The organism is Janibacter indicus (genome assembly GCF_900176385.1).
Lineage (GTDB): Bacteria > Actinomycetota > Actinomycetes > Actinomycetales > Dermatophilaceae > Janibacter > Janibacter indicus.
The window spans coordinates 18,003-39,475 of the sequence record NZ_FWXN01000012.1; the positions used below are offsets into that span (position 1 = coordinate 18,003).

The 21,473-nt window shown below is 73.1% G+C and carries 24 protein-coding genes; 3 read left to right on the plus strand and 21 right to left on the minus strand.

Annotated elements, in window-relative coordinates:
• Positions 1-249: 249 nt before the first annotated feature.
• From B9B60_RS14300 to B9B60_RS14355, 12 genes are all read right to left on the minus strand, one after another.
• Positions 250-729 carry a MarR family winged helix-turn-helix transcriptional regulator gene (locus B9B60_RS14300; protein ID WP_084452433.1) on the minus strand — a complete coding sequence of 160 codons (480 nt, stop codon included), beginning with the start codon at positions 727-729 and terminating at the stop codon, positions 250-252.
• On the minus strand, positions 726-1,709 hold the full coding sequence (gene hemB, locus B9B60_RS14305) for a porphobilinogen synthase (RefSeq protein WP_084452435.1): 984 nt from the start codon (positions 1,707-1,709) through the stop codon (positions 726-728). The genes B9B60_RS14300 and hemB overlap by 4 nt, the downstream gene beginning before the upstream one ends.
• Positions 1,706-3,343 (minus strand): bifunctional uroporphyrinogen-III C-methyltransferase/uroporphyrinogen-III synthase, encoded by a 1,638-nt coding sequence (locus tag B9B60_RS14310; RefSeq protein WP_084452437.1) that lies wholly within the window; start codon positions 3,341-3,343, stop codon positions 1,706-1,708. Before B9B60_RS14310 ends, hemB begins: the two co-directional genes overlap by 4 nt.
• On the minus strand, positions 3,340-4,299 hold the full coding sequence (hemC, locus tag B9B60_RS14315; protein WP_084452439.1) for a hydroxymethylbilane synthase: 960 nt from the start codon (positions 4,297-4,299) through the stop codon (positions 3,340-3,342). The genes B9B60_RS14310 and hemC overlap by 4 nt, the downstream gene beginning before the upstream one ends.
• Positions 4,296-5,570 carry a glutamyl-tRNA reductase gene (locus tag B9B60_RS14320; RefSeq protein ID WP_084452441.1) on the minus strand — a complete coding sequence of 425 codons (1,275 nt, stop codon included), beginning with the start codon at positions 5,568-5,570 and terminating at the stop codon, positions 4,296-4,298. Before B9B60_RS14320 ends, hemC begins: the two co-directional genes overlap by 4 nt.
• Positions 5,567-6,250: a redox-sensing transcriptional repressor Rex gene (locus B9B60_RS14325; protein WP_185220786.1), complete on the minus strand. Its 684-nt coding sequence runs from the start codon at positions 6,248-6,250 to the stop codon at positions 5,567-5,569. The genes B9B60_RS14320 and B9B60_RS14325 overlap by 4 nt, the downstream gene beginning before the upstream one ends.
• Before the next feature lie 134 nt (positions 6,251-6,384).
• Positions 6,385-6,633: a glutaredoxin family protein gene (locus B9B60_RS14330; RefSeq protein WP_407656487.1), complete on the minus strand. Its 249-nt coding sequence runs from the start codon at positions 6,631-6,633 to the stop codon at positions 6,385-6,387.
• 8 nt (positions 6,634-6,641) lie between these two features.
• Positions 6,642-8,144: a lysophospholipid acyltransferase family protein gene (locus tag B9B60_RS14335; RefSeq protein WP_084452443.1), complete on the minus strand. Its 1,503-nt coding sequence runs from the start codon at positions 8,142-8,144 to the stop codon at positions 6,642-6,644.
• Positions 8,144-9,196, minus strand: coding sequence for an NAD-dependent epimerase/dehydratase family protein (locus B9B60_RS14340; protein WP_084452448.1), 1,053 nt, complete (start codon positions 9,194-9,196; stop codon positions 8,144-8,146). The genes B9B60_RS14335 and B9B60_RS14340 overlap by 1 nt, the downstream gene beginning before the upstream one ends.
• 163 nt (positions 9,197-9,359) lie before the next feature.
• Positions 9,360-9,458 carry a 30S ribosomal protein bS22 gene (locus B9B60_RS14345; RefSeq protein WP_003792170.1) on the minus strand — a complete coding sequence of 33 codons (99 nt, stop codon included), beginning with the start codon at positions 9,456-9,458 and terminating at the stop codon, positions 9,360-9,362.
• A 152-nt stretch (positions 9,459-9,610) separates the two neighbouring features.
• Positions 9,611-9,808 (minus strand): helix-turn-helix domain-containing protein, encoded by a 198-nt coding sequence (locus B9B60_RS14350; RefSeq protein WP_072626317.1) that lies wholly within the window; start codon positions 9,806-9,808, stop codon positions 9,611-9,613.
• A gap of 172 nt (positions 9,809-9,980) precedes the next feature.
• Complete coding sequence (locus B9B60_RS14355) at positions 9,981-11,171, minus strand: acetoin utilization protein AcuC (protein WP_084452450.1); 1,191 nt, start codon at positions 11,169-11,171, stop codon at positions 9,981-9,983.
• A 70-nt stretch (positions 11,172-11,241) separates the two neighbouring features.
• Here B9B60_RS14355 and B9B60_RS14360 point away from each other — a divergent pair, with 70 nt between their 5' ends.
• A complete protein-coding gene (locus tag B9B60_RS14360; RefSeq protein WP_370543538.1) occupies positions 11,242-11,901 on the plus strand; it encodes a potassium channel family protein in 660 nt (219 codons plus the stop codon).
• Between the two features lie 77 nt (positions 11,902-11,978).
• Here B9B60_RS14360 and B9B60_RS14365 read toward each other — a convergent pair whose 3' ends face one another.
• The 9 genes from B9B60_RS14365 to B9B60_RS14405 are packed head-to-tail and all read right to left on the minus strand — an operon-like array spanning position 11,979 to position 19,044.
• Positions 11,979-12,497 carry a GNAT family N-acetyltransferase gene (locus B9B60_RS14365; protein WP_084452452.1) on the minus strand — a complete coding sequence of 173 codons (519 nt, stop codon included), beginning with the start codon at positions 12,495-12,497 and terminating at the stop codon, positions 11,979-11,981.
• A 42-nt stretch (positions 12,498-12,539) separates the two neighbouring features.
• The gene (locus tag B9B60_RS14370; RefSeq protein ID WP_084452454.1) at positions 12,540-13,043 is read right to left on the minus strand and encodes a GNAT family N-acetyltransferase; all 504 of its coding nucleotides are present in this window, start codon (positions 13,041-13,043) and stop codon (positions 12,540-12,542) included.
• Positions 13,043-13,831 (minus strand): pyrroline-5-carboxylate reductase, encoded by a 789-nt coding sequence (proC, locus tag B9B60_RS14375; protein WP_084452456.1) that lies wholly within the window; start codon positions 13,829-13,831, stop codon positions 13,043-13,045. Before proC ends, B9B60_RS14370 begins: the two co-directional genes overlap by 1 nt.
• 27 nt (positions 13,832-13,858) lie before the next feature.
• A complete protein-coding gene (locus B9B60_RS14380; protein ID WP_084452457.1) occupies positions 13,859-14,803 on the minus strand; it encodes a proline dehydrogenase family protein in 945 nt (314 codons plus the stop codon).
• The gene (locus tag B9B60_RS14385; RefSeq protein ID WP_084452458.1) at positions 14,800-15,720 is read right to left on the minus strand and encodes a diacylglycerol/lipid kinase family protein; all 921 of its coding nucleotides are present in this window, start codon (positions 15,718-15,720) and stop codon (positions 14,800-14,802) included. Before B9B60_RS14385 ends, B9B60_RS14380 begins: the two co-directional genes overlap by 4 nt.
• Positions 15,721-15,744: 24 nt before the next feature.
• A complete protein-coding gene (locus tag B9B60_RS14390; protein ID WP_084452459.1) occupies positions 15,745-16,479 on the minus strand; it encodes an ABC transporter permease in 735 nt (244 codons plus the stop codon).
• Positions 16,476-17,240: an ABC transporter ATP-binding protein gene (locus B9B60_RS14395; RefSeq protein WP_084452460.1), complete on the minus strand. Its 765-nt coding sequence runs from the start codon at positions 17,238-17,240 to the stop codon at positions 16,476-16,478. Before B9B60_RS14395 ends, B9B60_RS14390 begins: the two co-directional genes overlap by 4 nt.
• Entirely contained in the window at positions 17,240-18,073 is an 834-nt protein-coding gene (locus tag B9B60_RS14400; RefSeq protein WP_084452461.1) for a sugar phosphate isomerase/epimerase family protein, read from the minus strand. Before B9B60_RS14400 ends, B9B60_RS14395 begins: the two co-directional genes overlap by 1 nt.
• Before the next feature lie 44 nt (positions 18,074-18,117).
• Entirely contained in the window at positions 18,118-19,044 is a 927-nt protein-coding gene (locus tag B9B60_RS14405; RefSeq protein WP_084452462.1) for a Ppx/GppA family phosphatase, read from the minus strand.
• A gap of 61 nt (positions 19,045-19,105) precedes the next feature.
• Here B9B60_RS14405 and B9B60_RS14410 point away from each other — a divergent pair, with 61 nt between their 5' ends.
• Both B9B60_RS14410 and B9B60_RS14415 read left to right on the plus strand, forming a co-directional pair.
• On the plus strand, positions 19,106-19,939 hold the full coding sequence (locus tag B9B60_RS14410; protein WP_084452463.1) for a DUF3109 family protein: 834 nt from the start codon (positions 19,106-19,108) through the stop codon (positions 19,937-19,939).
• Positions 19,936-21,360 carry an FAD-binding oxidoreductase gene (locus tag B9B60_RS14415; protein ID WP_084452637.1) on the plus strand — a complete coding sequence of 475 codons (1,425 nt, stop codon included), beginning with the start codon at positions 19,936-19,938 and terminating at the stop codon, positions 21,358-21,360. The genes B9B60_RS14410 and B9B60_RS14415 overlap by 4 nt, the downstream gene beginning before the upstream one ends.
• Positions 21,361-21,473 lie beyond the last annotated feature (113 nt).

Sequence of the window (21,473 nt, forward strand, 5' to 3'; positions counted from 1 at the left end):
AGGAGGCGCTCGCCATGATCGAGCAGGCGATGGCGCGCCGGGCGTGACCGGGATGAGCGCAGATGGCCGGGATGTCCGGACCTGGCCGTGCAATTGCGCGGTCACGTCCGGACATCCCGGCCATCTCAGGACTTCCCGGCCATCAGGACCGTGTGAGAGCGAAGGGAGGGTCAGCGCCCCTGGATGTCGGCGATCCGGGCCCCGACCTCGTCGGCGGCGTGCCGTGACGCAGCCAACAGCCCGACGAGGTCAGTCGTCGAGCCCGATCTCGTGGTGCTGCGGTGCCATCCGGTCGCGCAGCGCGGCCATCGCCTCGCCGAGCGCGGCGAACTGCTGCGGCGTGAGCACGTCGACGAGGTGGCTGCGCACGGAGGCCACGTGGGTCTGCGCGATGCCCTCGAGAGCCTCGCGCCCGGCGTCGGTGAGCGAGATCTCGACCCCGCGTCCATCGTCGGTGGAGCGGCACCGCTCGACCCAGCCGCGCTTCTCCAGCCTCGAGGCCGTGTGGGTGACGCGGGAGCGCGACTGGATGATGTCGTCGGCCAGGCGCGACATCCGGGTGCGCTGCCCGGGTGACTCCGAGAGCATCGAGAGCAGCTCGTACTCGGTCAGCTGGATCCCAAGGGGGGCGAGGTCGTCGACGAGTGCCCGCTCGAGGAGCCGCGACCCGCGCAGGTAGGCCCGCCAGTGCTGCTGCTGCTCGTCGTCGAGCCAGACGTCGTCGCTCACAGTCGGCCGGCGATCTCGAGGGCGAAGTAGGTGAGCACGATCTGGGCGCCCGCGCGCCGGATGTGCAGGAGCGACTCCATGACGGCTGCGTCGCGGTCGATCCAGCCCCGCTCGCTCGCGGCGACGATCTGCGAGTACTCCCCCGAGATCTGGTAGGCCGCCACCGGCACCGGCGAGATCTCGGCGGCCGCCGCGATGACGTCGAGGTGCGGCTGGGCCGGCTTGACCATGATGAAGTCCGCGCCCTCGGCGAGGTCGAGCTCGATCTCGCGCAGCGCCTCGGTCGCATTGGCCGGGTCCTGCTGGTAGGTCGCGCGGTCGCCGCTCAGCGAGGACTGCACGGCCTCGCGAAAGGGCCCGTAGAGCGCGGAGGTGTACTTCGCCGCGTAGGCCAGGACGAGCGTGTCGGTGTAGCCGGCCTCGTCGAGCGCGGCACGCACGTGGGCGACCTGGCCGTCCATCATCCCGGACAGCCCCAGGACGTGGGAGCCGGCGGCGGCCTGGGCCAGCGCCATGTCGGCGTAGCGCTCGAGGGTGGCGTCGTTATCGACGACGCTGCGCCCGTCGAGCGTCGTCGTGAGCACCCCGCAGTGGCCGTGGTCGGTGAACTCGTCGAGGCACAGGTCGGTCATGACGACCAGCCGGTCGCCGACGGCGTCGACGACCGCCCGGGTGGCGATGTTGAGGATGCCCTGCGGGTCGTCGGCCCCGGAGCCACGGGCGTCCTTGGTCTCCGGCACCCCGAAGAGCATGATCCCGCCGATGCCCGCCTCGACGCAGGCGCGCGCCTCCTGGACGAGCGAGTCGAGGGTGTGCTGGACGACGCCGGGCATCGAAGAGATCTCCACGGGCGCGGAGATGCCCTCGCGGACGAAGACCGGCAGGACGAGGTCCGCCGGGTGCAGCCGCGTCTGCGCCACGAGACGACGAAGGGGGACGCTCCCCCGCAGTCGTCGCGGTCGCACGACCGGGCCGCTCACCCCTTCGCCTTGCGTCGGGCCGTCGACTTCTTGCGCCGCTGGCTGGGACGGGTCGGCTCCTCGCCCGCTTCGGCCGCGGCCGCCGCGAGCTCGCGACCGTGGTCGGCGAGGGCCTCGACGAGGCTGTCGCCGGTCGCCTCGGGGGCCAGGACGTCGACCCGCAGGCCGGCCTCCTCGGCGGTCTTGGCGGTGGCCGGACCGATGCACGCGATGATCGTCGACGGGTGCGGCTTGCCGGCGATGCCGACGAGGTTGCGCACGGTCGAGGACGAGGTGAAGACGACGGCGTCGAAGGCGCCCTGCTTGATGGCATCGCGCACCGGCGCCGGCGGCGGGGTTGCGCGCACCGTGCGGTAGGCGGTGACGTCGTCGACCTGCCACCCCATGTCCTGCAGGCCCGCGACGAGGGTGTCGGTCGCGATGTCGGCCCGCGGGAGGAAGACGCGGTCGATCGGGTCGAGGACCTCGTCGTAGGGCGGCCACTCCTCGAGCAGTCCGCGGGCGGACATCTCGCCGGACGGCACGAGGTCGGGCTCGAGGCCCCAGTCGCGCAGGGCGTCGGCGGTGACCCCACCGACGGCGGCGATCTTCAGCCCGGAGAAGGCGCGGGCGTCGAGCCCGAACTCCTCGAACTTCTCGCGGATCGCCTTGACGGCGTTGACCGAGGTGAAGCCGATCCACTGGTAGCGACCGGTGACGAGCCCCCGGACGGCACGCTCGACCGCCTGCGGGGTCCGCGGCGGCTCGACGCTGATCGTCGGGACGACCTCGCTCGTCGCGCCGTGGCCGAGCAGCTGCTTGGTCATCGGCCCGGCCTGGTCCTTGGTGCGCGGGATGAGCACGCGCCAGCCGTAGAGCGGCTTGGTCTCGAACCACGACAGGGCGTCGCGCATGCCGACGGTCGACCCGATCACCGCGAGGAGCGGCTCGTCGAGGTCGGCGAGCGCCTCGGCTGCGGCGTCGAGGGTCGTCTGCCGGGTGGCCTGCTGGGTGGTCGTCCCGCCCCGGGTCAGGGCGACCGGGGTGTCGGCCGCCCGACCGGCCGCGATGAGCTCGCCGAAGGCCGGCGCGATGTGCTCGGGCAGGCCGAGCAGCACGAGCGTGACGTCGTCGGCGACCGAGTGCGACAGGTCGGCCCGCTTGGAGCCGCTGAGGCTGATGACGTGCAGCGCCCCGGTGCCACGTGCGGTGAGGGGCACCCCCGCGTAGGTCGGCACGGCGCTCACCGACGAGACCCCGGGGACGATGTCGAAGTCGATGTCGGCCTTGACCAGCGCCTGCGCCTCCTCGGCCAGGCCGTTGAAGGTCGCGGGGTCGCCGTCCATGAGTCGCACGACGAGCCCGCCCTTGTGCGCCTTGGCGGTCTTGACGACGAGCTTGGCCCGGGACGCGTGCGTCAGCTGCTGCCCGTGCTCGCCGTGACTGGCGTCGACGACGTCGACGTCGTCGCCGGTCATCGAGGCGACGATGGCCTCGTTGGTCAGCTGGTCGGTGATCACCGCGTCCGCGCGCCTCAGCAGGTCGACGGCGGCGACGGTCATCAGTGACGCGTCACCCGGTCCGGCGCCGACGAAGGCGACGCGGGCCGGCCGGCGAGCGGCGGTGGTGGCGGTGGCAGTGCGCTGGGGGGTCACTGGGCATGCTCCGAAGCGGTCGGGGGGTGGGTGGCGGTCAGGTCGGCGATGGCGGGGGCGCCGTCGTCGACGAGGGTGCGGGCGAGCCGGCGGCCGAGCTCCTCGGCCTGCTCGAGGGGGCCGGTGGCGGACCGACGCAGGTCGCTGGAGCCATCGGTCGCGGCGACGACGGCCCGCAGCGACAGCACTGGACCGTCGACGTCGTCGACGACCTCGGCGAGCGCGCCGACGGGTGCGGCGCAGCCGGCCTCGAGCTCGGCGAGGATCGCGCGCTCGGCGGTGACGGCGGCCCGCGTGTCGGCGTCGTCAAGGGGACGCAGGGCGGCGAGCACCCGATCGTCGTCCTCGCGGCACTCGACGGCGAGGGCGCCCTGGCCGGGCGCCGGCAGCATCTGGATCGGGTCGAGGACCTCGGTGACGCGGTCGCGCAGGTCGAGCCGGGTCAGGCCCGCGTGGGCGAGCACGATCGCGTCGAGCTGGTCCTCACCGGGGCCGACCATGTCGAGCCGGGTGCCGAGGTTGCCGCGGATGTCGCGGAAGCGCAGACCGAGGCCGAGCGCGGCCAGCTGGGCCCGACGTCGCGGCGACCCGGTGCCGACGACGGCGCCCTCGCCGAGCTCGCCGAGGGTGAGCCCGTCACGGGCGCACAGCGCGTCGCGCGGGTCGACCCGCGGCGGGATGGCGACGACGACGAGCCCCGGCTCCGTTGCGGTCGGCAGGTCCTTGAGCGAGTGCACGGCCACGTCGATCTCACCGTCGTGCAGCGCCTGGCGCAGCGCGCTGGCGAAGACCCCGGTGCCACCCATGCTGGCGAGCGAGGCGCGGTTGGTGTCGCCCTCGGTGACGATCTCGACGAGCTCGACGTCGTGGCCGGCGGCCCGCAGGGCGTCGGCGACGTGGCCGGACTGGGTCGTGGCCAGGGCCGAGCGACGGGTCCCCAGACGAAGGGAGGTCACAGGACACCTCCGTCGGCGTGCAGGTCGAAGAGCTGACGCAGGGCGTCCTCGTACTCGCCGAGCCGACCGTCGACGGCCAGCTCCTTGGCGCGCACGGTCGGCTGGTGCAGCAGCTTGTCGACGATCCGGTGGACGGCCCGCTCGACCTCGGCCCGGTGCTCGGCACTCATGTCGGGGGTGCGCTGGTCGAGGCGGCCGAGCTCACGCTCGACGACCTGCTGGGCGGCCGCGCGCAGTGCCCGGACCGTCGGCGCGGCCTGAGTCGCCGCGCGCGCACCGAGGTGCCGGGTGACGGCGTCACCGACGAGCGAGCGCGCCTGCTCGACCTCGGGGACGGTGCCGCTGGAGCCGAGGAGCTCGCCGAGCTCGGCCAGGCCCAGACGCACGACGCCCGTGAGGTCGGCGACCTCGTGGCCGATGTCGTGCGGGAGGGCGAGGTCGACGAAGGCCTGCCGCCGACCGCCGCGCGCCACCTGGGCGTCGGCGACGTCGGCCAGCGTGATCGCCAGACCGGTCGAGCCGGTGCAGGAGATGACCACATCGGCGTCGGCGAGGGCCTCGGCGAGCTCGTCGAGGGGACGGGCGGTGCCCTCGAGCCGCTCGGCGAGCGCGACCCCCCGCTCGTGGGTGCGGTTGACGACGGTGAGCCGCTCGGCACCGCGGCGCACGCTGCTCGTCGCGGCCAGGGCGCTCATGGCGCCGGCACCCACGACGAGGACGTGGGCGTCGGCGAGCGGGCCGACGTGCTGCTCCGCGGCGTCGAGGCCGGCACCGACGAGCGAGCGCGAGACCTCGTCGATGCCCGTGTCGGAGTGCACCTGCTTGCCGGTGCGCAGGGCCTGCTGGACCAGGGAGTTGAGGCTGGAGCCGACGTGCCCGTCCGCCTGGCCGCGAGCCAGTGCGTCACGCAGCTGCCCGAGGATCTGCGACTCTCCGACGGCCATCGAGTCCAGGCCCGCCGCGACGTTGAAGACGTGGGCGACGGCGGCGTCGCCGTAGTGGAGGTCGAGGTGGGTCTTGAGGTCGTCGTGGGTGATGCCGGTCGACGAGGTGAATGCCTCGGTGAGGTCGGCGACCGCGCCGTGGAAGCCGCTGACCTCGGCGTAGATCTCGGTGCGGTTGCAGGTCGCGACGACGACGTGCTCGCTGATGTCGGGGCTGTCCGAGGCCGCCGCGAGGATCTGGGCGAGGCTGGCCTCGTCGAGCGCCGCCCGCTCCAGCACGGAGATGGGGGCACGTCGGTGGTTGAGGCCGAAGGCGAGCAGACTCATCGGCCCGCCGCCTCGTCGAGGAGCTCGTCCGAGCCGCCCACGCGCTGTTGCTCGTGGAAGGCGAGGATCTGCAGCTCGGTGGACAGGTCGACCTTGCGCATGTGCACCCCTTCGGGAACCTGGATGGCCGTCGCGGCGAAGTTGAGGATGGAGCTGACACCGGCCGCGACGAGCAGGTCGGCGACCGCCTGGGCGGACGCCGCCGGGGTCGCGATGACCCCGATGCACGCCTCTCCGGGGACGACGAGGGAGGTCAGCGCCCCCATGGGCTGGATCGCCAGCTCGTCGACGCTGTCGCCGACGATGGCCTCGTCGCGGTCGAGGAGCGCGACGACCTTGAAGCCCTTGGTCGCGAAGCCCCCGTAGGAGGCCAGGGCCCGACCGAGGTTGCCCATGCCGACGATGATCACGGGCCAGTCGTGGGTCAGCCCCAAGGCCCGGGAGATCTGGTAGGTCAGGTGCGCGACGTCGTAGCCGACTCCGCGGACACCGTAGGAACCGAGGTGGCTGAGGTCCTTGCGCAGCTTGGCGGAGCTGACGCCGGCACTGTGGGCGAGCTCCTCGGAGGAGACGGATTGCACGTCCTGCGCGGTCAGCTGGCCCAGGGCCCGGAGGTATCCGGGAAGTCGCGCGACCGTCGCATCGGGGATCTCCCGCTTGGCGGCCTGATCGACTGACACGGCTGGGCTGCGCTCCTCTCGCGGTCGTGGGGCCGAGCGGCGCCGAACGACCGAACGACTCGAGATTACGCTCTTGTGAACAAATGCACAAAGTCGCCACATACCGTGGACACCGGCCACCCCGGCCCGCACCCTCACGCCCGCAACGCCGCGCGCAACCGCCCTTCGTCCACCCGCCAGTAGTCGTGCTGGCGCCCGTCGACGAAGGTGACCGGCACCTCCTCGGTGTAGCGCGCCAGCTCGGGGTCGGCATCGATGTCGACCTCGGCGAAGCTGTCGCCGGTCTCGGCGACGACCCGCGCGATGATCGCGCGCGCCTCGTCGCACAGGTGACAGCCTTGGCGTCCGACCATCACCACCCGGGCATCGGGAAGGGCGACCACAGCGCCTCCTAGAAGAAGACGGAGCGGCGCGTGACGAGCACGGAGTACAGCGTCTGCTGGATCGTCTCGCGCACCTGGTCGGTCAGCTCGAAGACGAGCATCGGGTCCTCGGCCGCCGCCGGACCCAGCGACGCGGTGTCGACCGGCTCGCCGAACTCGATGATCCACTTGCTCGGCAGCGGGATGAGCCCGAGCGGGCCGAGCAGAGGGAAGAAGGGCGTGATCGGCGCATAGGGAGCCCCGAGCAGCCGGGCCACGGTCTTCATGTTGCCGATCATCGGGTAGACCTCCTCGGCGCCGACGACCGAGCACGGGATGATCGGCACCTCGGAGCGGATCGCCGCCGACACGAAGCCGCCACGGCCGAAGCGCTGCAGCTTGTAACGCTCACGGAAGGGCTTGCCGACGCCCTTGAACCCCTCGGGCCAGACCCCGACGAGCTCGCCGCCGCGCAGCAGCCGCTCGGCATCGGCGTTGGAGGCCAGGGTCGCGCCGGTCTTGCGTGCGACGTCACCGACCACCGGGAGCTGGAAGACGAGGTCGGCGCCGAGCATGCGCAGGAAGCGCTGCTGCGGGTGGGCGTCGTGGATCGCCAGCTGGGTGATGACCGAGTCGATGGCCACCGTGCCCGAGTGGTTGGACACCAGGAGCGCGCCGCTGTCGGCCGGGATGTTTTCGATGCCCCGCACCTCGACGCGGAACCACTTGTCCTTGAGCAGCCGCAGCACGGGGAAGACGGTGTGCGTGGTGAAGTCGCGGTCGAAGCCGAAGTCGTCGACGGCGTAGTCGCCCTTGACCCGACGCTGGAGGAACTGGAGGGTCTCGGCGAAGCGCCGCTCCCAGTCCTCGCCCGCGGCCGCGCCGGCCGCCTGGCCCAGGGTGCGCGAGGTCAGCTGCCCGGCCGACAGCAGCACGGAGAGCAGCTCGGCCAGACCCGGCACGAGCGCCTGGCCGCTGTCGGGGGTCCCCGGCGTCGCGACCGGCTGGGCCGGAGCCACCGCCGGCGAGACCGGCCGACGTGATGCCGCGGCGGTGCTGCGTGCTGCCGGACGCGAGGCGGTCGAGGTGCTGCGCCGGGCCGGCGGTCGGCGGCGGGCGGTCGGGGTCGCCGCGGGGGGCGCTCCGTCGGGTCCGGGGACGACGGTGAGGCGCGGCTGGCGCGGGGCCGACGGCTTCTTGGGCTTGGCCGGGCGGGAGGACGTCGACGAGGTGCGCGATCCGCCCTTCGAGCTCGTGGTCGTGGGGACCTCGGCCGACGGACCGGTGAGCAGCGGGGTCGTGCGGCGGCGGGCCCGCTCTCCCCCGGCACGGTCGGCGGCCGCGGCGACCGAGCTGACCTTGGCGGGCGTCCGCGCGGCGGCCTTCTGGTTCGCCTTCTTCGGCGTCGCCTTCTTCGGCGTCGCCTTCTTGGCGGTCGACTTCTTCGCGGTCGACTTCCGCGTCGCCGGCTTCGCGGCGGTCTTCTTCGCGGCGGTCTTCTTCGCGCCGGAGGCGCGGGTGCTGTCGGCCATCACTTCTCACTCTCGGGGGCGGGCGACACGGCGCGCATGGCGGCCTCGGCGGCCTGCACGGCAGACCAGCCGGGCTGGGCGAAGGGGAGGCGGTCCAGCACCCTCCCCTTCGTCGCGCGGGCGTAGTCCTCGTAGGCGGCGCGCGTCGTGTAGGCGGGCTCGAAGCCCAAGTCGGCGCGCATCCGGGTCGTGTCCAGACCACGACCGAAGGTCATGAAGTCGAGCTGGTCGGAGCCGATGTCGATCAGGCCGAACTTCTTCGCCAGGTCGGTGAGGGCACCGGTCGTCGCGCGCGGCACGAGGACGAAGGGCCGTCCGGCGAGGTTGGCCGCCTGGCTCGCGGTGATGATGCCGTCGCCCGCGACGTTGACCGAGCCCAGACCCGGGATGCTCACCGCCCGGGCGATCGCGTCGACGCAGTCGTCCTCGTGGACGAACTGCAGCCGGGCATCGTAGCCGAGCGGGATCGGGATGACGGGCAGGCTGAAGTGGTCGGTGAAGGCGGTGCGGATGCGCGGCCCGATGACGTTGGCGAAGCGCAGCGTGGTGATCTCGATGTCGGGTCGGCGCCGCGAGAGACCGCGCACGTAGCCCTCGACCTCGACACTGTCGCGGGCCCAGCCCGAGCGCGGCATCTGCTTGGCCGACATGTCCTCGGTGAACATCGCCGGATCACGGGGGCTCGAGCCGTAGACGCCCGCGGTGGACTTGACGACGAGCTTGGTCACCGAGTCGGCGCGCTGGCAGGCAGCGAGCAACTGCATCGTGCCGATGACGTTGACTTCCTTCTGGGTCGCCCGTCCCCCGCCGGCGCGGGGGGTGGCGATGACGCCCATGTGGACGACCGTGTCGACGTCGTTGCCCGAGATGATCCGGCTGATGAGCGGGCTGCGGATGTCGGCCCGCATGAACTCCGCACGCCCGATGCCGTGCCGCGGCGGCACCACGTCGACGCCGATGATCCGGTCGATGGACTCGTCTCGGCTCAGGCGACGCGCAAAGGCTCCGCCGAGGTGGCGGGAGACTCCTGCGACGAGGACCGTCTGGGGCACCGGGAGGCCTTCCTGTGGACGTCGGCCGCGGGTGGTCACGACCTGGTCTGCAGCCTAGCCACGCGCTGCCGCCCGCGGGGCCCCGCCGGGCGAGACGGCGGTCACCGTGAGCACGACGAAGGGGGTCGGTCCGGATGATCCGGACCGACCCCCTTCGTGCGGGTCACTTCTTGTTGCGACGCTGGTGGCGCGTCTTGCGCAGCAGCTTGCGGTGCTTCTTCTTCGCCATGCGCTTGCGACGCTTCTTGATGACAGAACCCATGCGGATGTCCTTCTGGTGTCGTGGTCGGTGCTTGTCGGGGGCGGCTCGAGCGATGCCGATCCTGCCGAGGCAGGGCCCACCGAACTACGAGTCAGACGACAGAGTCTATCCGCTCCCACGAGCGCCTCGCGCCGGGGGCGGGTGCCGGTCGCTCAGGCGGTCTCGATGAAGGAGCTCTCGAGGTAGGTGTGCACGGCGTCCTCCGGGACGCGGAAGCTGCGACCGACGCGCACTGCCGGCAGGTCGCCGTTGTGGACCATGCGGTACACGGTCATCTTCGACACGCGCATGATCGAGGCAACCTCGGCCACGGTGAGGAAGCGCACCTCACCCAGTCGGTCGTTGGACATGATCACCTCGGTCTCCGCGGGGTCGCACCACCGGCCCGTGCCGGATGGATCGTCTACGAGCCCCGCAGACGACAACCATAGGGGCAGATGTGACGACTGTGAAGCCGCAGGGGGAGATTATCGCCCGCACGTCCACCCGACACGCCGATGCGTGGCGAGAAGTCGCGGAATTTCAGTCGTACCAGACGTCGAGGCCGTGGAGCGGGAAGACCGCCTCGCGGGCGGCCATGATCGCCCGGTCGACGCCGCTGTGGGGGTTGTAGCCCATCGCCCAGGGCTGCACCCAGATCGGCAGCTCCCGATCGGGCAGGTCACCCATGCGCTCCGGACCGAGCTGCCCGGAGACGAGCTCGACGTGCTCGCGCCAGGCCAAGGGGATCTCGGTGGCGGCCGGCACCGGCTTGTGCGCGGCGATCGCGGTCAGGTGGGTCCACGTCCGGGGCACGGCGCCGCAGACGTCGTAGCCACCCCCGCCGAAGGCGACCCACCGCCCGTCGGCGACCTCGTGCGCGAGACGGTGGAGGTTGACCGCGGCCTGCCGCTGGGCGTCGACGGTCAGGGCCATGTGGGCCAGGGGGTCCTCGCGGTGGGTGTCGCAGCCGTGCTGGGTGACGAGCACCTGCGGCTCGAAGGCGCGCACGACCGGGGCGGCGACCGAGGCCAGCGCACGCAGCCACGGCCCGTCGGTGACCCCGGGCGGCAGCGCGATGTTGACGGCCGTGCCCTCGGCACCCGGCCCCCCGGTGTCAGCGGGCCAGCCGGTGCCCGGGAAGAGGGTGCGGCCGGACTCGTGGAGCGAGACGGTGAGCACGCGCGGGTCGTCGTAGAAGATCGCCTGCACGCCGTCGCCGTGGTGGACGTCGACGTCGACGTAGGCGACCCGCTCGACGCCCTGGTCGAGCAGCCACCGGATCGCGGCGGCGATGTCGTTGTAGATGCAGAAGCCGGCGGCACGATCGCGCATCGCGTGGTGCATGCCACCGGTGAAGTTGACGGCGTGCTCGGCCTCGCCGGTCCACACCCGCCGGGCGGCCTCGACCGATCCGGCGACGATGCGGGCGCTCGACTCGTGGATCCCGGCAAAGGCGGGCACGTCGTCGGTGCCGATGCCCCAGGTGCCGTCGGCGGCGGAGGGGTCGGCGGACATCGCCTTGACGGCGTCGACGTAGGCGCGGTCGTGGACCGTGGTGAGCACCTCGTCGGGCGCGATGTCCACGTCGACGAGCTCGACGTCGTCGAAGACGCCGAGCTCGCGGCAGAGTCGTGCGGTCAGGTCCAGCCGCACCGGTGCCATGGGGTGACCCGGCCCGAAGTCGTACTTCGTGAAGTCCTCGCCCCAGATGGCGCACGCCTGTGTGCTCATGAGCAGGACGCTACCCCGGCTAGGGTCGGTGATCACTGACCCCCCGACGATCGGAGAGACCGTGCCCCGCATGCGTCTGCACAACGAGGACGTCCTCGTCATCGGCCTCGGCCGCTTCGGCGGGGCCGTCGCGACCGAGCTGCACCGGCTCGGCAACCGCGTCACGGCCCTCGAGCTCGACCCCCGTCTGGCGGAGAGCTATCTCGGCCGGGTCGGGCGCATCGTCCAGGGCGACGCCACTGCCGTCACGACGATCGAGGAGATCAAGCCGCACGCCTTCTCGGCGAGCGTGCTCGCGATCGGCTCGTCGATCGAGGCGAGCGTCCTCGCGGCGGTCAACCTCATCGACGGCGAGGCACCCAAGGTCTGGGCCAAGGCGGTCAGCCCCGAGCACGCCCGCATCCTCAACCGGATCGGCGTGCACCACGTCCTCTCCCCCGAGATCGAGTCCGGCAAGCGGCTGGCGCACCTCATCGGCAGCCGGCTCATGGACTACATCGAGTTCGACGACGGCTTCGCGATCGTCAAGATGACCCCGCCGCAGGAGGCGATCGGCTTCACCCTCGAGCAGTCGTCGATCCGCAGCAAGTACGGCGTGACCGTCGTCGGCGTGAAGTCACCCGGCCAGGACTTCACCTATGCCCGCCCCGAGACCAAGGTGCGCAGCGGCGACCTGATCATCGTCAGCGGGCCGACCGCGCTCATCGAGCGGATGGCCGCGCGGCCGTAACCCGGCCCGCCTCACGGCGGCGCCCCTCCTCCCTTCGGTCGAAGGGAGGAGGGGCGCCGGTGGTCGTGGGGTCGCGGTCAGCCGCGGTCCTCGCCGAGGGCCAGGACGAGCGCGATCTCCTCCTCGGGAGCGCCGTCGCCACCCGAGACGCGCATCGGGCGGCGGTCGTCGGTGGGGCGGAAGCCGAAGCTGGAGGCGAAGGCGACGGCGCGGCCGTTGTCGGAGCCGACCCAGTAGTAGAGCTGGCTCAGGCCCTTGTCCTCGGCGATGCGAGCGCCCTGGCGCACGAGGTTGGCGGCGACGCTGCGGCCACGCCACTGGGGGTTGACCCACAGGCCGAAGAGCTGGCCGGCGGTCTCGCCCTTGTCCTCGCTGACGCTGCCGATGCTGACGACACCGACGTGCGCGCCCTCGGCCTCGGCGACGAGGCGGACGCTGCGGGCCATGCGGGCGCGCCAGAAGTCCTCGGGCTCGGCGGCCTCGGTGTCGTGGTCGGCGACGAAGGCGTCGGGAGATTCGCGCAGGGCTTCCAGCCGAAGGGTGCGGTAGGTCTCCCACTCGTCCTCGGTCAGTGCGCGCACGGTGATCTCACTCATGGCGTGAGTCTCTCATCCCGGGCCGCGGAATGCTCCCCCGGGTCATCGAGAATTCACCTCTTCGCCTGTCACAGCGCGGATCTCGCGACTCATCCGGTCGCACCCCCGGGCGTCGCCGTGTGCCCCGTCGAAGGCGAACCCGGCCCGCTCGTAGAAGCCGAGTGCTCGCGGGTTGTCGAGCATGACGTGCAGTCGCACCTCCGTCGCGCCCCCGGCCGCCGCCTCGGTCACGGCGGCGTCGACGAGGGCGTCGGCGAGCCCCCGACCACGGGCGTGGCCGGCGACCCACATCGCGACGATCTCGGGGACGTCGGCCGGGTCGAGTCGCAGCATCGTCGCGGCGCCGAGCGGGAGGCCGTCGCCGCCCTCGGCGAGGAAGACCGCCTGCTCGAGGAGCGAGCGCCACCTCTGCTCGTCGTAGGAGACCTCCCGGGCGAAGCTGCTGCCGTAGGCCGCCGGCTCGTCGAGGAGCATCGCCAGCCGCACGGCGCGGTAGCGCTGCCAGTCCTCGGCGGTCAGGCGGCGCACCGACCAGTCGGCGGCCATCAGCCGGCTCGGTCGGCGCAGGCCGAGACGGCGTCGGCGAGGGCGTGCCGCACCCCGTGGGCCTCGAGGCGGGCGAGCGCCGCGGCGGTCGAGCCCCCCGGCGAGGTGACCTGGGCGCGCAGCAGCGCCGCCTCCTCGCCGGTCTCGACGAGCATCGCGCCCGCACCACGTGCGGCCTGCCCGGCGAGGGCGAGGGCGTCGGCGCGGGTCAGCCCCTGCGCGACGCCGGCGTCGACCATCGCCTCGACGACGAGGTAGAAGTAGGCGGGCGCCGACCCGGACAGGGCCGTGGCCGCGCCCTGCTGCGTCTCGGGAAGGACGAGGGTGGCCCCGGCCGGCGCGAGCACGTCGCGCACGAGCTGCAGCTGCTCGTCGGTGACGTCGGCGGCGGGGCTGAGCACGGTCATCCCCTGGCCGACGCGGGCCGGGGTGTTGGGCATCCCGCGGACCGCGGCGACGCCGTCGGGCAGCGCGGCGGCCAGGTCGGCGAGGGAGACGCCGAGCGCGAGGGAGACGACGAGCGAGCCGGGGCGAAGGGAGTCGCGCACCTGCGCGAGCAGGTCCGCCACCGCGTAGGGCTTGACGACGACGAGGTGGACGTCGGCGCGGGCCGCGGCCGTGGAGGCGTCGACGACCTCGACCGCGGGCCGGTCGGCGTAGCGCTCGCGCAGCTCGGTGGCGCGCTCGGGGGTGCGCGCGACGGCGAGGACCTCGCCGTCGCCGTGCGCGGTGAGACCGTCGAGGATGGCGCCGCCCATGGCGCCGACTCCGTAGATCGCGGTGGTCATCTGGGTCCTCCTGGGTCGGTGGTGCGGTCAGCCGCGGCCGGTGACGGTCTCGACGAGGCGTCGGACCCCGGAGGGGCGGCGGGCCAGGTCGTGCAGGTGCTCGAGCCACATCGGACCGTAGGGCACGAGGATGCGCACCCGGTGGCCGGCGTCGGCGGTGCGCAGCTGCAGGTCGGGGTCGGCGCCGAGGAAGAACTGGTACTCCAGGCCCTCGGGTCCCCGACCGGACTGGTCGGCGAGGCCGTCGGCCAGGTCGAGGAGCACCGGCTCGTGGGTCGCGACGACGGTGTGGACCCCGCTGCCGAGCAGGGTCGCGAGGCAGCGGGCGAAGGCGAGGTCGACCTCGTGCGGGTCCTGCCAGCTCGACGCCTGCGGCTCGCCGGTGCCGCCGCGCACGAGGCGCACCCGGGCGCCCGTCGCGGCGAGCATCGCCGCATCGGCCTCGGAGCGGTGGCGGCGGGCGACGAGCGAGGTCGTGAGGCGGGGGTGCTCCAGCCGCACCCGCTGGACGAGGTCGAGCAGGGCGTCCATCGAGTGGTCGGGGCCAGAGCGCAGGGTGATGTCGACCCGGTGGTCGTCGCCGACCGTGCACACCCGGCGCAGGGCTTCTTCGGCGCGGGCCGGGTCCTGGCCCAGCCCGAAGTGCTCGGGGGCGAGGTAGAGCTCGGAGTGGTAGTCGCCGCCCGCGGTGACGGGCGCGATCCTCTCGATGGCCGTCGTCGCCTCGGTGATCGTCGCCTCGACGGCCGCGGCATCGGTCGCGGCGGGCAGGAGCGGGTGGAGCGCGGCCAAGCGGTTGGTCCGCCGCAGCCAGGCCGCCGTGGCGACCGCGTCGTCGACGCCCTCGCCGGCGACAAAGCGATGCCGGGCGGCCTGCACGATGCGGGAGCGCTCGGTGCGCCCGCGCGCCTGCGAGGTCACGAGGGCGTCGAGCAGCCGGGTGCGCAGGTGGTCGGGGTTGAGGATGCTCACGTCGTCTCCTCGGGGGTGTGCAGACGGTAGGCCTCGGGCACGACCCGCCAGGTGCGCTCCCTGACGGGGTCGAGCTCCTCGCCGTCGGCATTGGCGGCGAAGGCGTGGTTGACCCCGCGGACGGTGACGGTGCGGGCCCGGCGGGTCACGACGTCGTCGAGCTCGGTGTGCGTCCCGCGGCTCAGGTGCAGCGCGTAGCGGAGGCGGCGACGGGGAGCGACGGCGAAGGAGGCGACGACCTCGGCACGGCCGTCGCCGGGTGCTGCGTCGGGGGCGATCATGCTGCCGCCGCCGAAACTCGTCCCGATGGTCGCGGCGACCTGCAGGACGCGACGACTGCCGTCGGCGATGACCTCGTCGTCGACGACCACCTCGAGGTGGCGACCCTGCTGACCGAAGCCCGCGGCGATGCCCCCGATCGCATAGCTGAGGATCCCGAGGTGCACCTTGCCCAGACGCTCCTTCCAGGGGGCGGCGATGCGGCCGGCCTCCTCGCCCACGCCGATGTGCACGGCATTGGCCACGAGGTTGTCGTCGTCGTCGATGAGCACGTCGACCGGGCGCACCGGGCTGGCCAGGACGATGCGCGCCGCCTCGGCGGGGTCCTTGGGCAGGCCCGTCGCCCGGGCGAAGTCGTTGCCCGTGCCCATCGGCAGCAGGCCGACGGTCGGCGGGTCCTCGCCGAGGTCGCCGGTGCGGCACAGCGCGGTGACGAAGGCGTGCAGCGACCCGTCTCCCCCGGCGACGACGACCTCGCGGCCGTCACGCGCGGCGATCGCCTCGGTGAGATCGTCGATCGACTCGGTCTCGACGACCTCGACGTCGCCGCCCTCGCGCAGCACGGCCAGCGCGGCCGCCTGGGCCTTCCGGTCGGAGCTGCCCGCTGAGGCATTGGCGATGAAGAGCAGTCGTCTCACGCCCGTCAGCCTACGGTCCCGCGGTCACCCGGTCCGGCGGCGCAGGGTGAGGCTCCCCAGGGCGAGGGCCACGACGATCCAGCCGGCGATGACGAGCAGCGGGGTGACGAGGTCACCGCCCGGGTCGGGCGCCCGCGCGACCGAGGTCGCCGCGTCGACGACGTAGGACAGCGGCAGCACGTCGGAGACGAGCTCGAGCGCGCGCGGCAGCTGGTCGCGCGGCACGAGCAGCCCGCAGAGGAGGAACTGCGGCAGCACCGTGGCCGGCATGAGCTGGACGGCCTGGAACTCGGTGGCGGCAAAGGCCGACGCGAGCAGCCCGAGCGAGGTCCCGAGGACCCCGCTCGCGACGACGACGAGCACGAGCCAGGCCGACGTCGCGGCGGTGTCGAGCCCGAGGAGCCACACCGAGACGGCCGTGACGACCGCCCCCTGGACGACGGCGAGCAGACCGAAGGCGAGCGCGTAGCCGAGGACGAGGTCGGCCTTGCCCAGGGGCGTGGTGAGCAGCCGCTCGAGGGTGCCGCTCGTGCGCTCGCGCAGCGTCGCGACGCTCGTCACGACGAACATGACGACGAAGGGGAAGACCGTGAGCAGCACCGGCCCGACCCGCTCGAAGAGCACACCGTCGGCGTAGATCCACGCGAGCAGGCACATGAGGACGACCGGCACGACGAGCAGGAGACCAAGCGTTCGGTGGTCGCGGGTGAGCTGCCGCAGCACCCGGGCGACGGTGACGAGGGTCAGCCGCGGGCTCATGCCGCCACCTCGTCCACGAGCGCGAGGAAGGCACCCTCGGCATCGGCGGCGCCGGTGCGCTCGAGGAGCCCCGCAGGTGTGTCGTCGGCGAGGACCTCCCCGTCGCGCAGCAGGACGAGTCGGTCGCAGCGCGAGGCCTCGTCCATGACGTGGCTGGAGACGAGGAGCGTCACGCCGTCGTCGGCGAGCCCACGGAAGAGGTCCCACAGGTCGCGCCGCAGGACGGGGTCGAGCCCGACGGTCGGCTCGTCGAGGACGAGCAGCTCGGGAGAGCCGACGAGGGCAGCCGCGAGGCTGACCCGGCTGCGCTGCCCGCCCGAGAGGGCATCGGTGCGTGCAGCGGCACGGCTCGTCAGGTCGACGCGCGTCAGCGCCTCGCGGGCCGCCGTGCGCGGGTCCCACACGCCGAGGAGCCGGGCGAAGTGGGTGACGTTGTCCGCCACGGTGAGGTCGCCGTAGACGCTCGGTGCCTGGGTGACGTAGCCGACCCGGTGCCGCAGCTCGGGGTGGCCCGCCGGGCGTCCGAGGACCTCGACCCGACCCGCGTCGACCCGCTGCACCCCGACGACCGCCCGCATGACGGTGGACTTGCCGCCGCCGCTCGGCCCGAGGAGCCCGACGACCTCTCCCTTCGGCACCCGCAGATCGAGGCCGGGCAGCACGAGGCGTCCGCCCCGCGTCACCCGCAGCCCGTCGATCTCGATCGCGTGCGCCCCGTCGAAGGGTGCCCGCGCGTCGCGCCGACGGCCGTGGGCCGACATCACGACGCCGATTCGGTGGCGGTGGCGCTCGGCTCGTCGGCGAGCTGCCCGAGGTGCCGGCGGGCGAAGTCGAGCGACTCGCGCAGGTCCGCCTCGCGCTCCTGCGGGCGGCGCCGGGTGCCGACCTCGAGCACGACGGCCCCGGAGAACCCGCTCGTCGTCAGGTGCTGGAGCACCTCGGCGCAGGGCTGGGTGCCGCGGCCCGGGACGAGGTGGTCGTCCTTGAGCGTCGTGAGCATGCCGTCGGCCAGATGGATGTGCGAGAGCCGGTCGCCGAGGTCGAGGACCATCTGCATCGCGTCGCTGCGGGCGGTCGCGGTGTGCGACAGGTCGATCGTCACGTGGTCGTAGGGCTGGGGCACCGGGTCCCAGTGGGGCAGGTAGGCCTGCACCTGGCGGCCCCGCGCGGCCCAGGGGAACATGTTCTCGACCGCCAGGGTGATGCCGGACTCGTGCTCGCGCTCGGCGACGCCGTCGGCGAAGCCCCGGGCGTAGGCCTGCTGCCAGCGGAAGGGCGGGTGGAGCACGACGGTCGGCGCCCCGACCTGCTGCGCCAGCTCGATCGAGCCGTCGATCTTGCCCCAGGGGTCGGCGCTCAGGACCCGCTGGGTGAGCAGCAGGGTCGGCGCGTGGATCGAGACGATGTCGAGGCCGTGGTGGTCGGCGAGGGCCCGCAGCGCGCCGGCGCTCTGCGAGATCGGGTCCGCCCAGACCATGACCTCGACGCCGTCGTAGCCCAGCTCGGCCGCCATCTCGAAGGCCGCGGCCGCGCCCTCCGGGTAGACCGAGGCGGTGGACAGGCCGACCGGGATGTGCGGGTGGGGAGAGGCCATGCCTCGAGCGTAGACCCGCGTCGGCGGCGGGATCGGGAGCGCGCTCAGCTCATCAGGTCGAGGTAGCGCAGCAGCACGCCCTCGCGCAGCGCCCACGGGCAGATCGTCAGCTCGCGGACCCCGAGCAGGTCCATCGCCGCCTCGGCGACGATGCCGCCGGCGAGCAGCTGGTGGGCCCGCGACGCGGAGACCCCCGGGAGCTCGACGCGCTCGTGCGCGGTCATCGTCGAGATCCGGGCGATCGTCGCGGTGACGTCCTCCAGGCGCAGTCGCCGGTCGGCGTAGGGCCCGTCGGCGCTCGGCGCGGCGCCCGCGATGCGGGCCAGGGAGCGCATCGTCTTGCTCGTGCCGAGCACCGTGTCGGGCGAGCTCGCCTTGGCGTAGGGCCGGATCTCCTTGGCCAGGGTGGCGCGGACCGCGCGGCGGGCCGCCTTGATCTCCTGGGCCGAAGGGGGATTGCCCGGCAGCAGGTCGCGGGTCACCCGGCCGGCGCCGAGGAGGAGCGACTTGGCGATGTCGGGGTCCTCGTCGTCGCCGAGGGTCAGCTCGAGGGAGCCGCCGCCGATGTCGACGACGAGCAGCCGGCCCGCGGACCAGCCGGCCCACCGACGGGCGGCGAGGAAGGTCAGCCGCGCCTCGTCCTCACCGCTGAGCACCCGCAGGTCGACCCCGGTGTCGGCCCGCACCCGGGCGAGGACCTCGTCGCCGTTGGGCGCCTCGCGCACCGCGCTCGTGGCGAAGGGCAGGATCTCCTCGACCCCGTGGTCCTCGGCGACCTCGAGGCACTCGGCGACGAAGCGCGACAGGTCGGCCGCGCCGGCGTCGTCGATGCAGCCGTCGGCGTCGACGTGCTCGGACAGCCGCAGCAGGATCTTGTGGGAGGTCGCAGGGATCGGCGCCGCACCGTGATGGGCGTCGACGACGAGGAGGTGGACGGTGTTGGAACCGACATCGATGACACCAAGGCGCACGGGGCAACAGTAGACGCCCGCGGCTCTTGCCCGGCACGCGCGCACGCATAGGGTGGCAGCCGTGAGTGATGAGACCACGTCGCACCCCGGCGAGAGCGACCTGCAGACCGCCCGGACGTGGGTCGAGTTCGACGACCCGGCCGACGAGGAGCAGCGCTTCCGCTGCGACCTCACCTGGCTCACCTCGTCGTGGACCTGCGTCTTCGGCAACGGCTGCCACGGCATCGACGCCGACAAGCCGGACTTCGGCTGCTGCGTCCTCGGAGCCCACTTCACCGACAAGGACGACGTCGCCCGGGTCAAGGCGATCGTCGACGAGCTCGGCGAGGACGAGTGGGAGCTCCACCCGGGCTCGACCCGCAAGTCCGCATGGACCGAGCGTGAGGACGGCGAGCTGAAGACCAAGGTGGTCGACGGCGCGTGCATCTTCCTCAACCGGCCGGGCTTCCCCGCCGGCGCCGGCTGCTCGCTCCACCAGCACGCGATGCTCACCGGCGTCGAGCCGCACACGGTCAAGCCCGACGTGTGCTGGCAGCTGCCGATCCGCCGCACCTACCGCACCGTCGAGCTGCCCGACGAGAGCAGCTACCTCGAGGTGAGCATCGGCGAGTACGACCGCCGCGGCTGGGGGCCGGGCGGGCACCAGCTCGACTGGTACTGCTCGGGCAGCCCCGACGCGCACGTCGCCGCCGACCCCGTCTACGTCAGCGAGCGGCCGGGGCTCATCGAGCTCATGGGGCAGGCCGGATACGACGAGCTGGCGCGCCGGTGCGAGGCCCACCTGGCACTCGTGGCCGCGGCCACGACGACCGGGGACGGTCGCCCTTCGCCCTCCGGCCGGGCGCTGCTGCCGCTGCTCGTCCACCCGGCGACGCTGGCCGCACGGGAGTGGTGACGGTGTCCCCCTTCGACCTCGCGGAGCTGGTGCGCACCGCGCTGGCGGCCGAGCTCGGTGACGGGGTGCTCGCCACCGACCCCGACGTCGTGGGGTCCTACTCCACGGACCAGGCGCTCTTCTGCCCCGGCGACGGCGCGGTTGCTCTGGTGCGGGCACGGACCGTGGCCGACGTGCAGGCGACGCTGCGGTTCGCGACGCGGCACCGGGTCCCCGTGGTGCCGCAGGGCGCCCGGACCGGGCTGTCCGGCGGGGCCAATGCCGTGCCCGGCTGCCTGCTGCTGTCGCTGGAGCGCATGGACCGCGTGCTCGAGATCGACGCGGCCGAGCGGACCGTGACCGTCGAGCCGGGGATCATCAACCAGGACCTCAAGGACGCGCTCGCCCCGCACGGGCTGTCCTACCCGCCGGACCCGGGCTCGGTCGCGATCTCGTCGATCGGCGGCAACGTCGCGACCAATGCCGGCGGGCTGTGCTGCGTGCGCTACGGCGTGACCCGCGACTACGTGCGGCAGCTGCGGGTCGTGCTCGCCGACGGCACGCTCGCCACCTTCGGCACGACGACGGCGAAGGGGGTCGCCGGCCTCGACCTGCGCGGCCTGCTCATCGGGTCGGAGGGCACGCTCGGGGTCGTCGTCGAGGTGACGCTGCGGCTCGTCCCGACCCTGCCGGAGCCGCTCACCGCAGTGGCGACCTTCGCCGACATCCGTTCTGCCGCAGCGACGGTCGCCGACCTCATGGCGTCCGGGGCGCAGCCCAGCCTCGTGGAGTCGATGGACCGAGCAACCCTGCAGATCCTCGCCGAGTGCGGCTACGGCGACGTCGGCACGGGCGCCGGGGCGATGCTGCTCGTCCAGTCCGACGGTGGCGGCAGCCTCGAGGCCGCACAGGCGGAGGTCGAGGCGCTGGGGCGCTTCGCGCAGGCGCACGGGGCCCTGGACGTCGCCGTCTCGGACGACCCGGCCGACAGCGCGGCCCTGGTGCACATGCGTCGGATGGCCCAGCCCTCCTTCGAGCAGTGGGCTCAGGCGCACGGCGGCGGCCAGCTGCTCGACGACGTCTGCCTGCCGCGCACCCGACTGCCGGACTTCTACGACCGGCTCGACGCGATCCGCGAGGAGTCCGGCCTGACGATCGCGGTCGCCGCGCACGCCGGCGACGGCAACACCCACCCGTCGATCTTCTTCGACACGAGCGACCCCGACAGCATCGCGCGGGCCGATGCGGCCTTCGACGCGATCATGGAGCTCGGTCTCGAGCTCGGCGGCACGATCACCGGCGAGCACGGCGTCGGGTACCTCAAGCGCCGCTGGCTGGCCCGCGAGCTCGACGACGGCACCCGGCAGGCCCACCTGGCGGTCAAGGCGGCGCTCGACCCGCTGGGGATCCTCAACCCCGGCAAGATGCTCGCCGACCTCTGACCGAGCCCGCGGCCGCCCGCGAGGCCCGCTCAGGGCTCGGCACCCCCCTCGAGGCTGCATTGCCCTACGGCAATGCAGCCTCGCGGGGGATGTCGGAGGCGGGACGTAGGTTG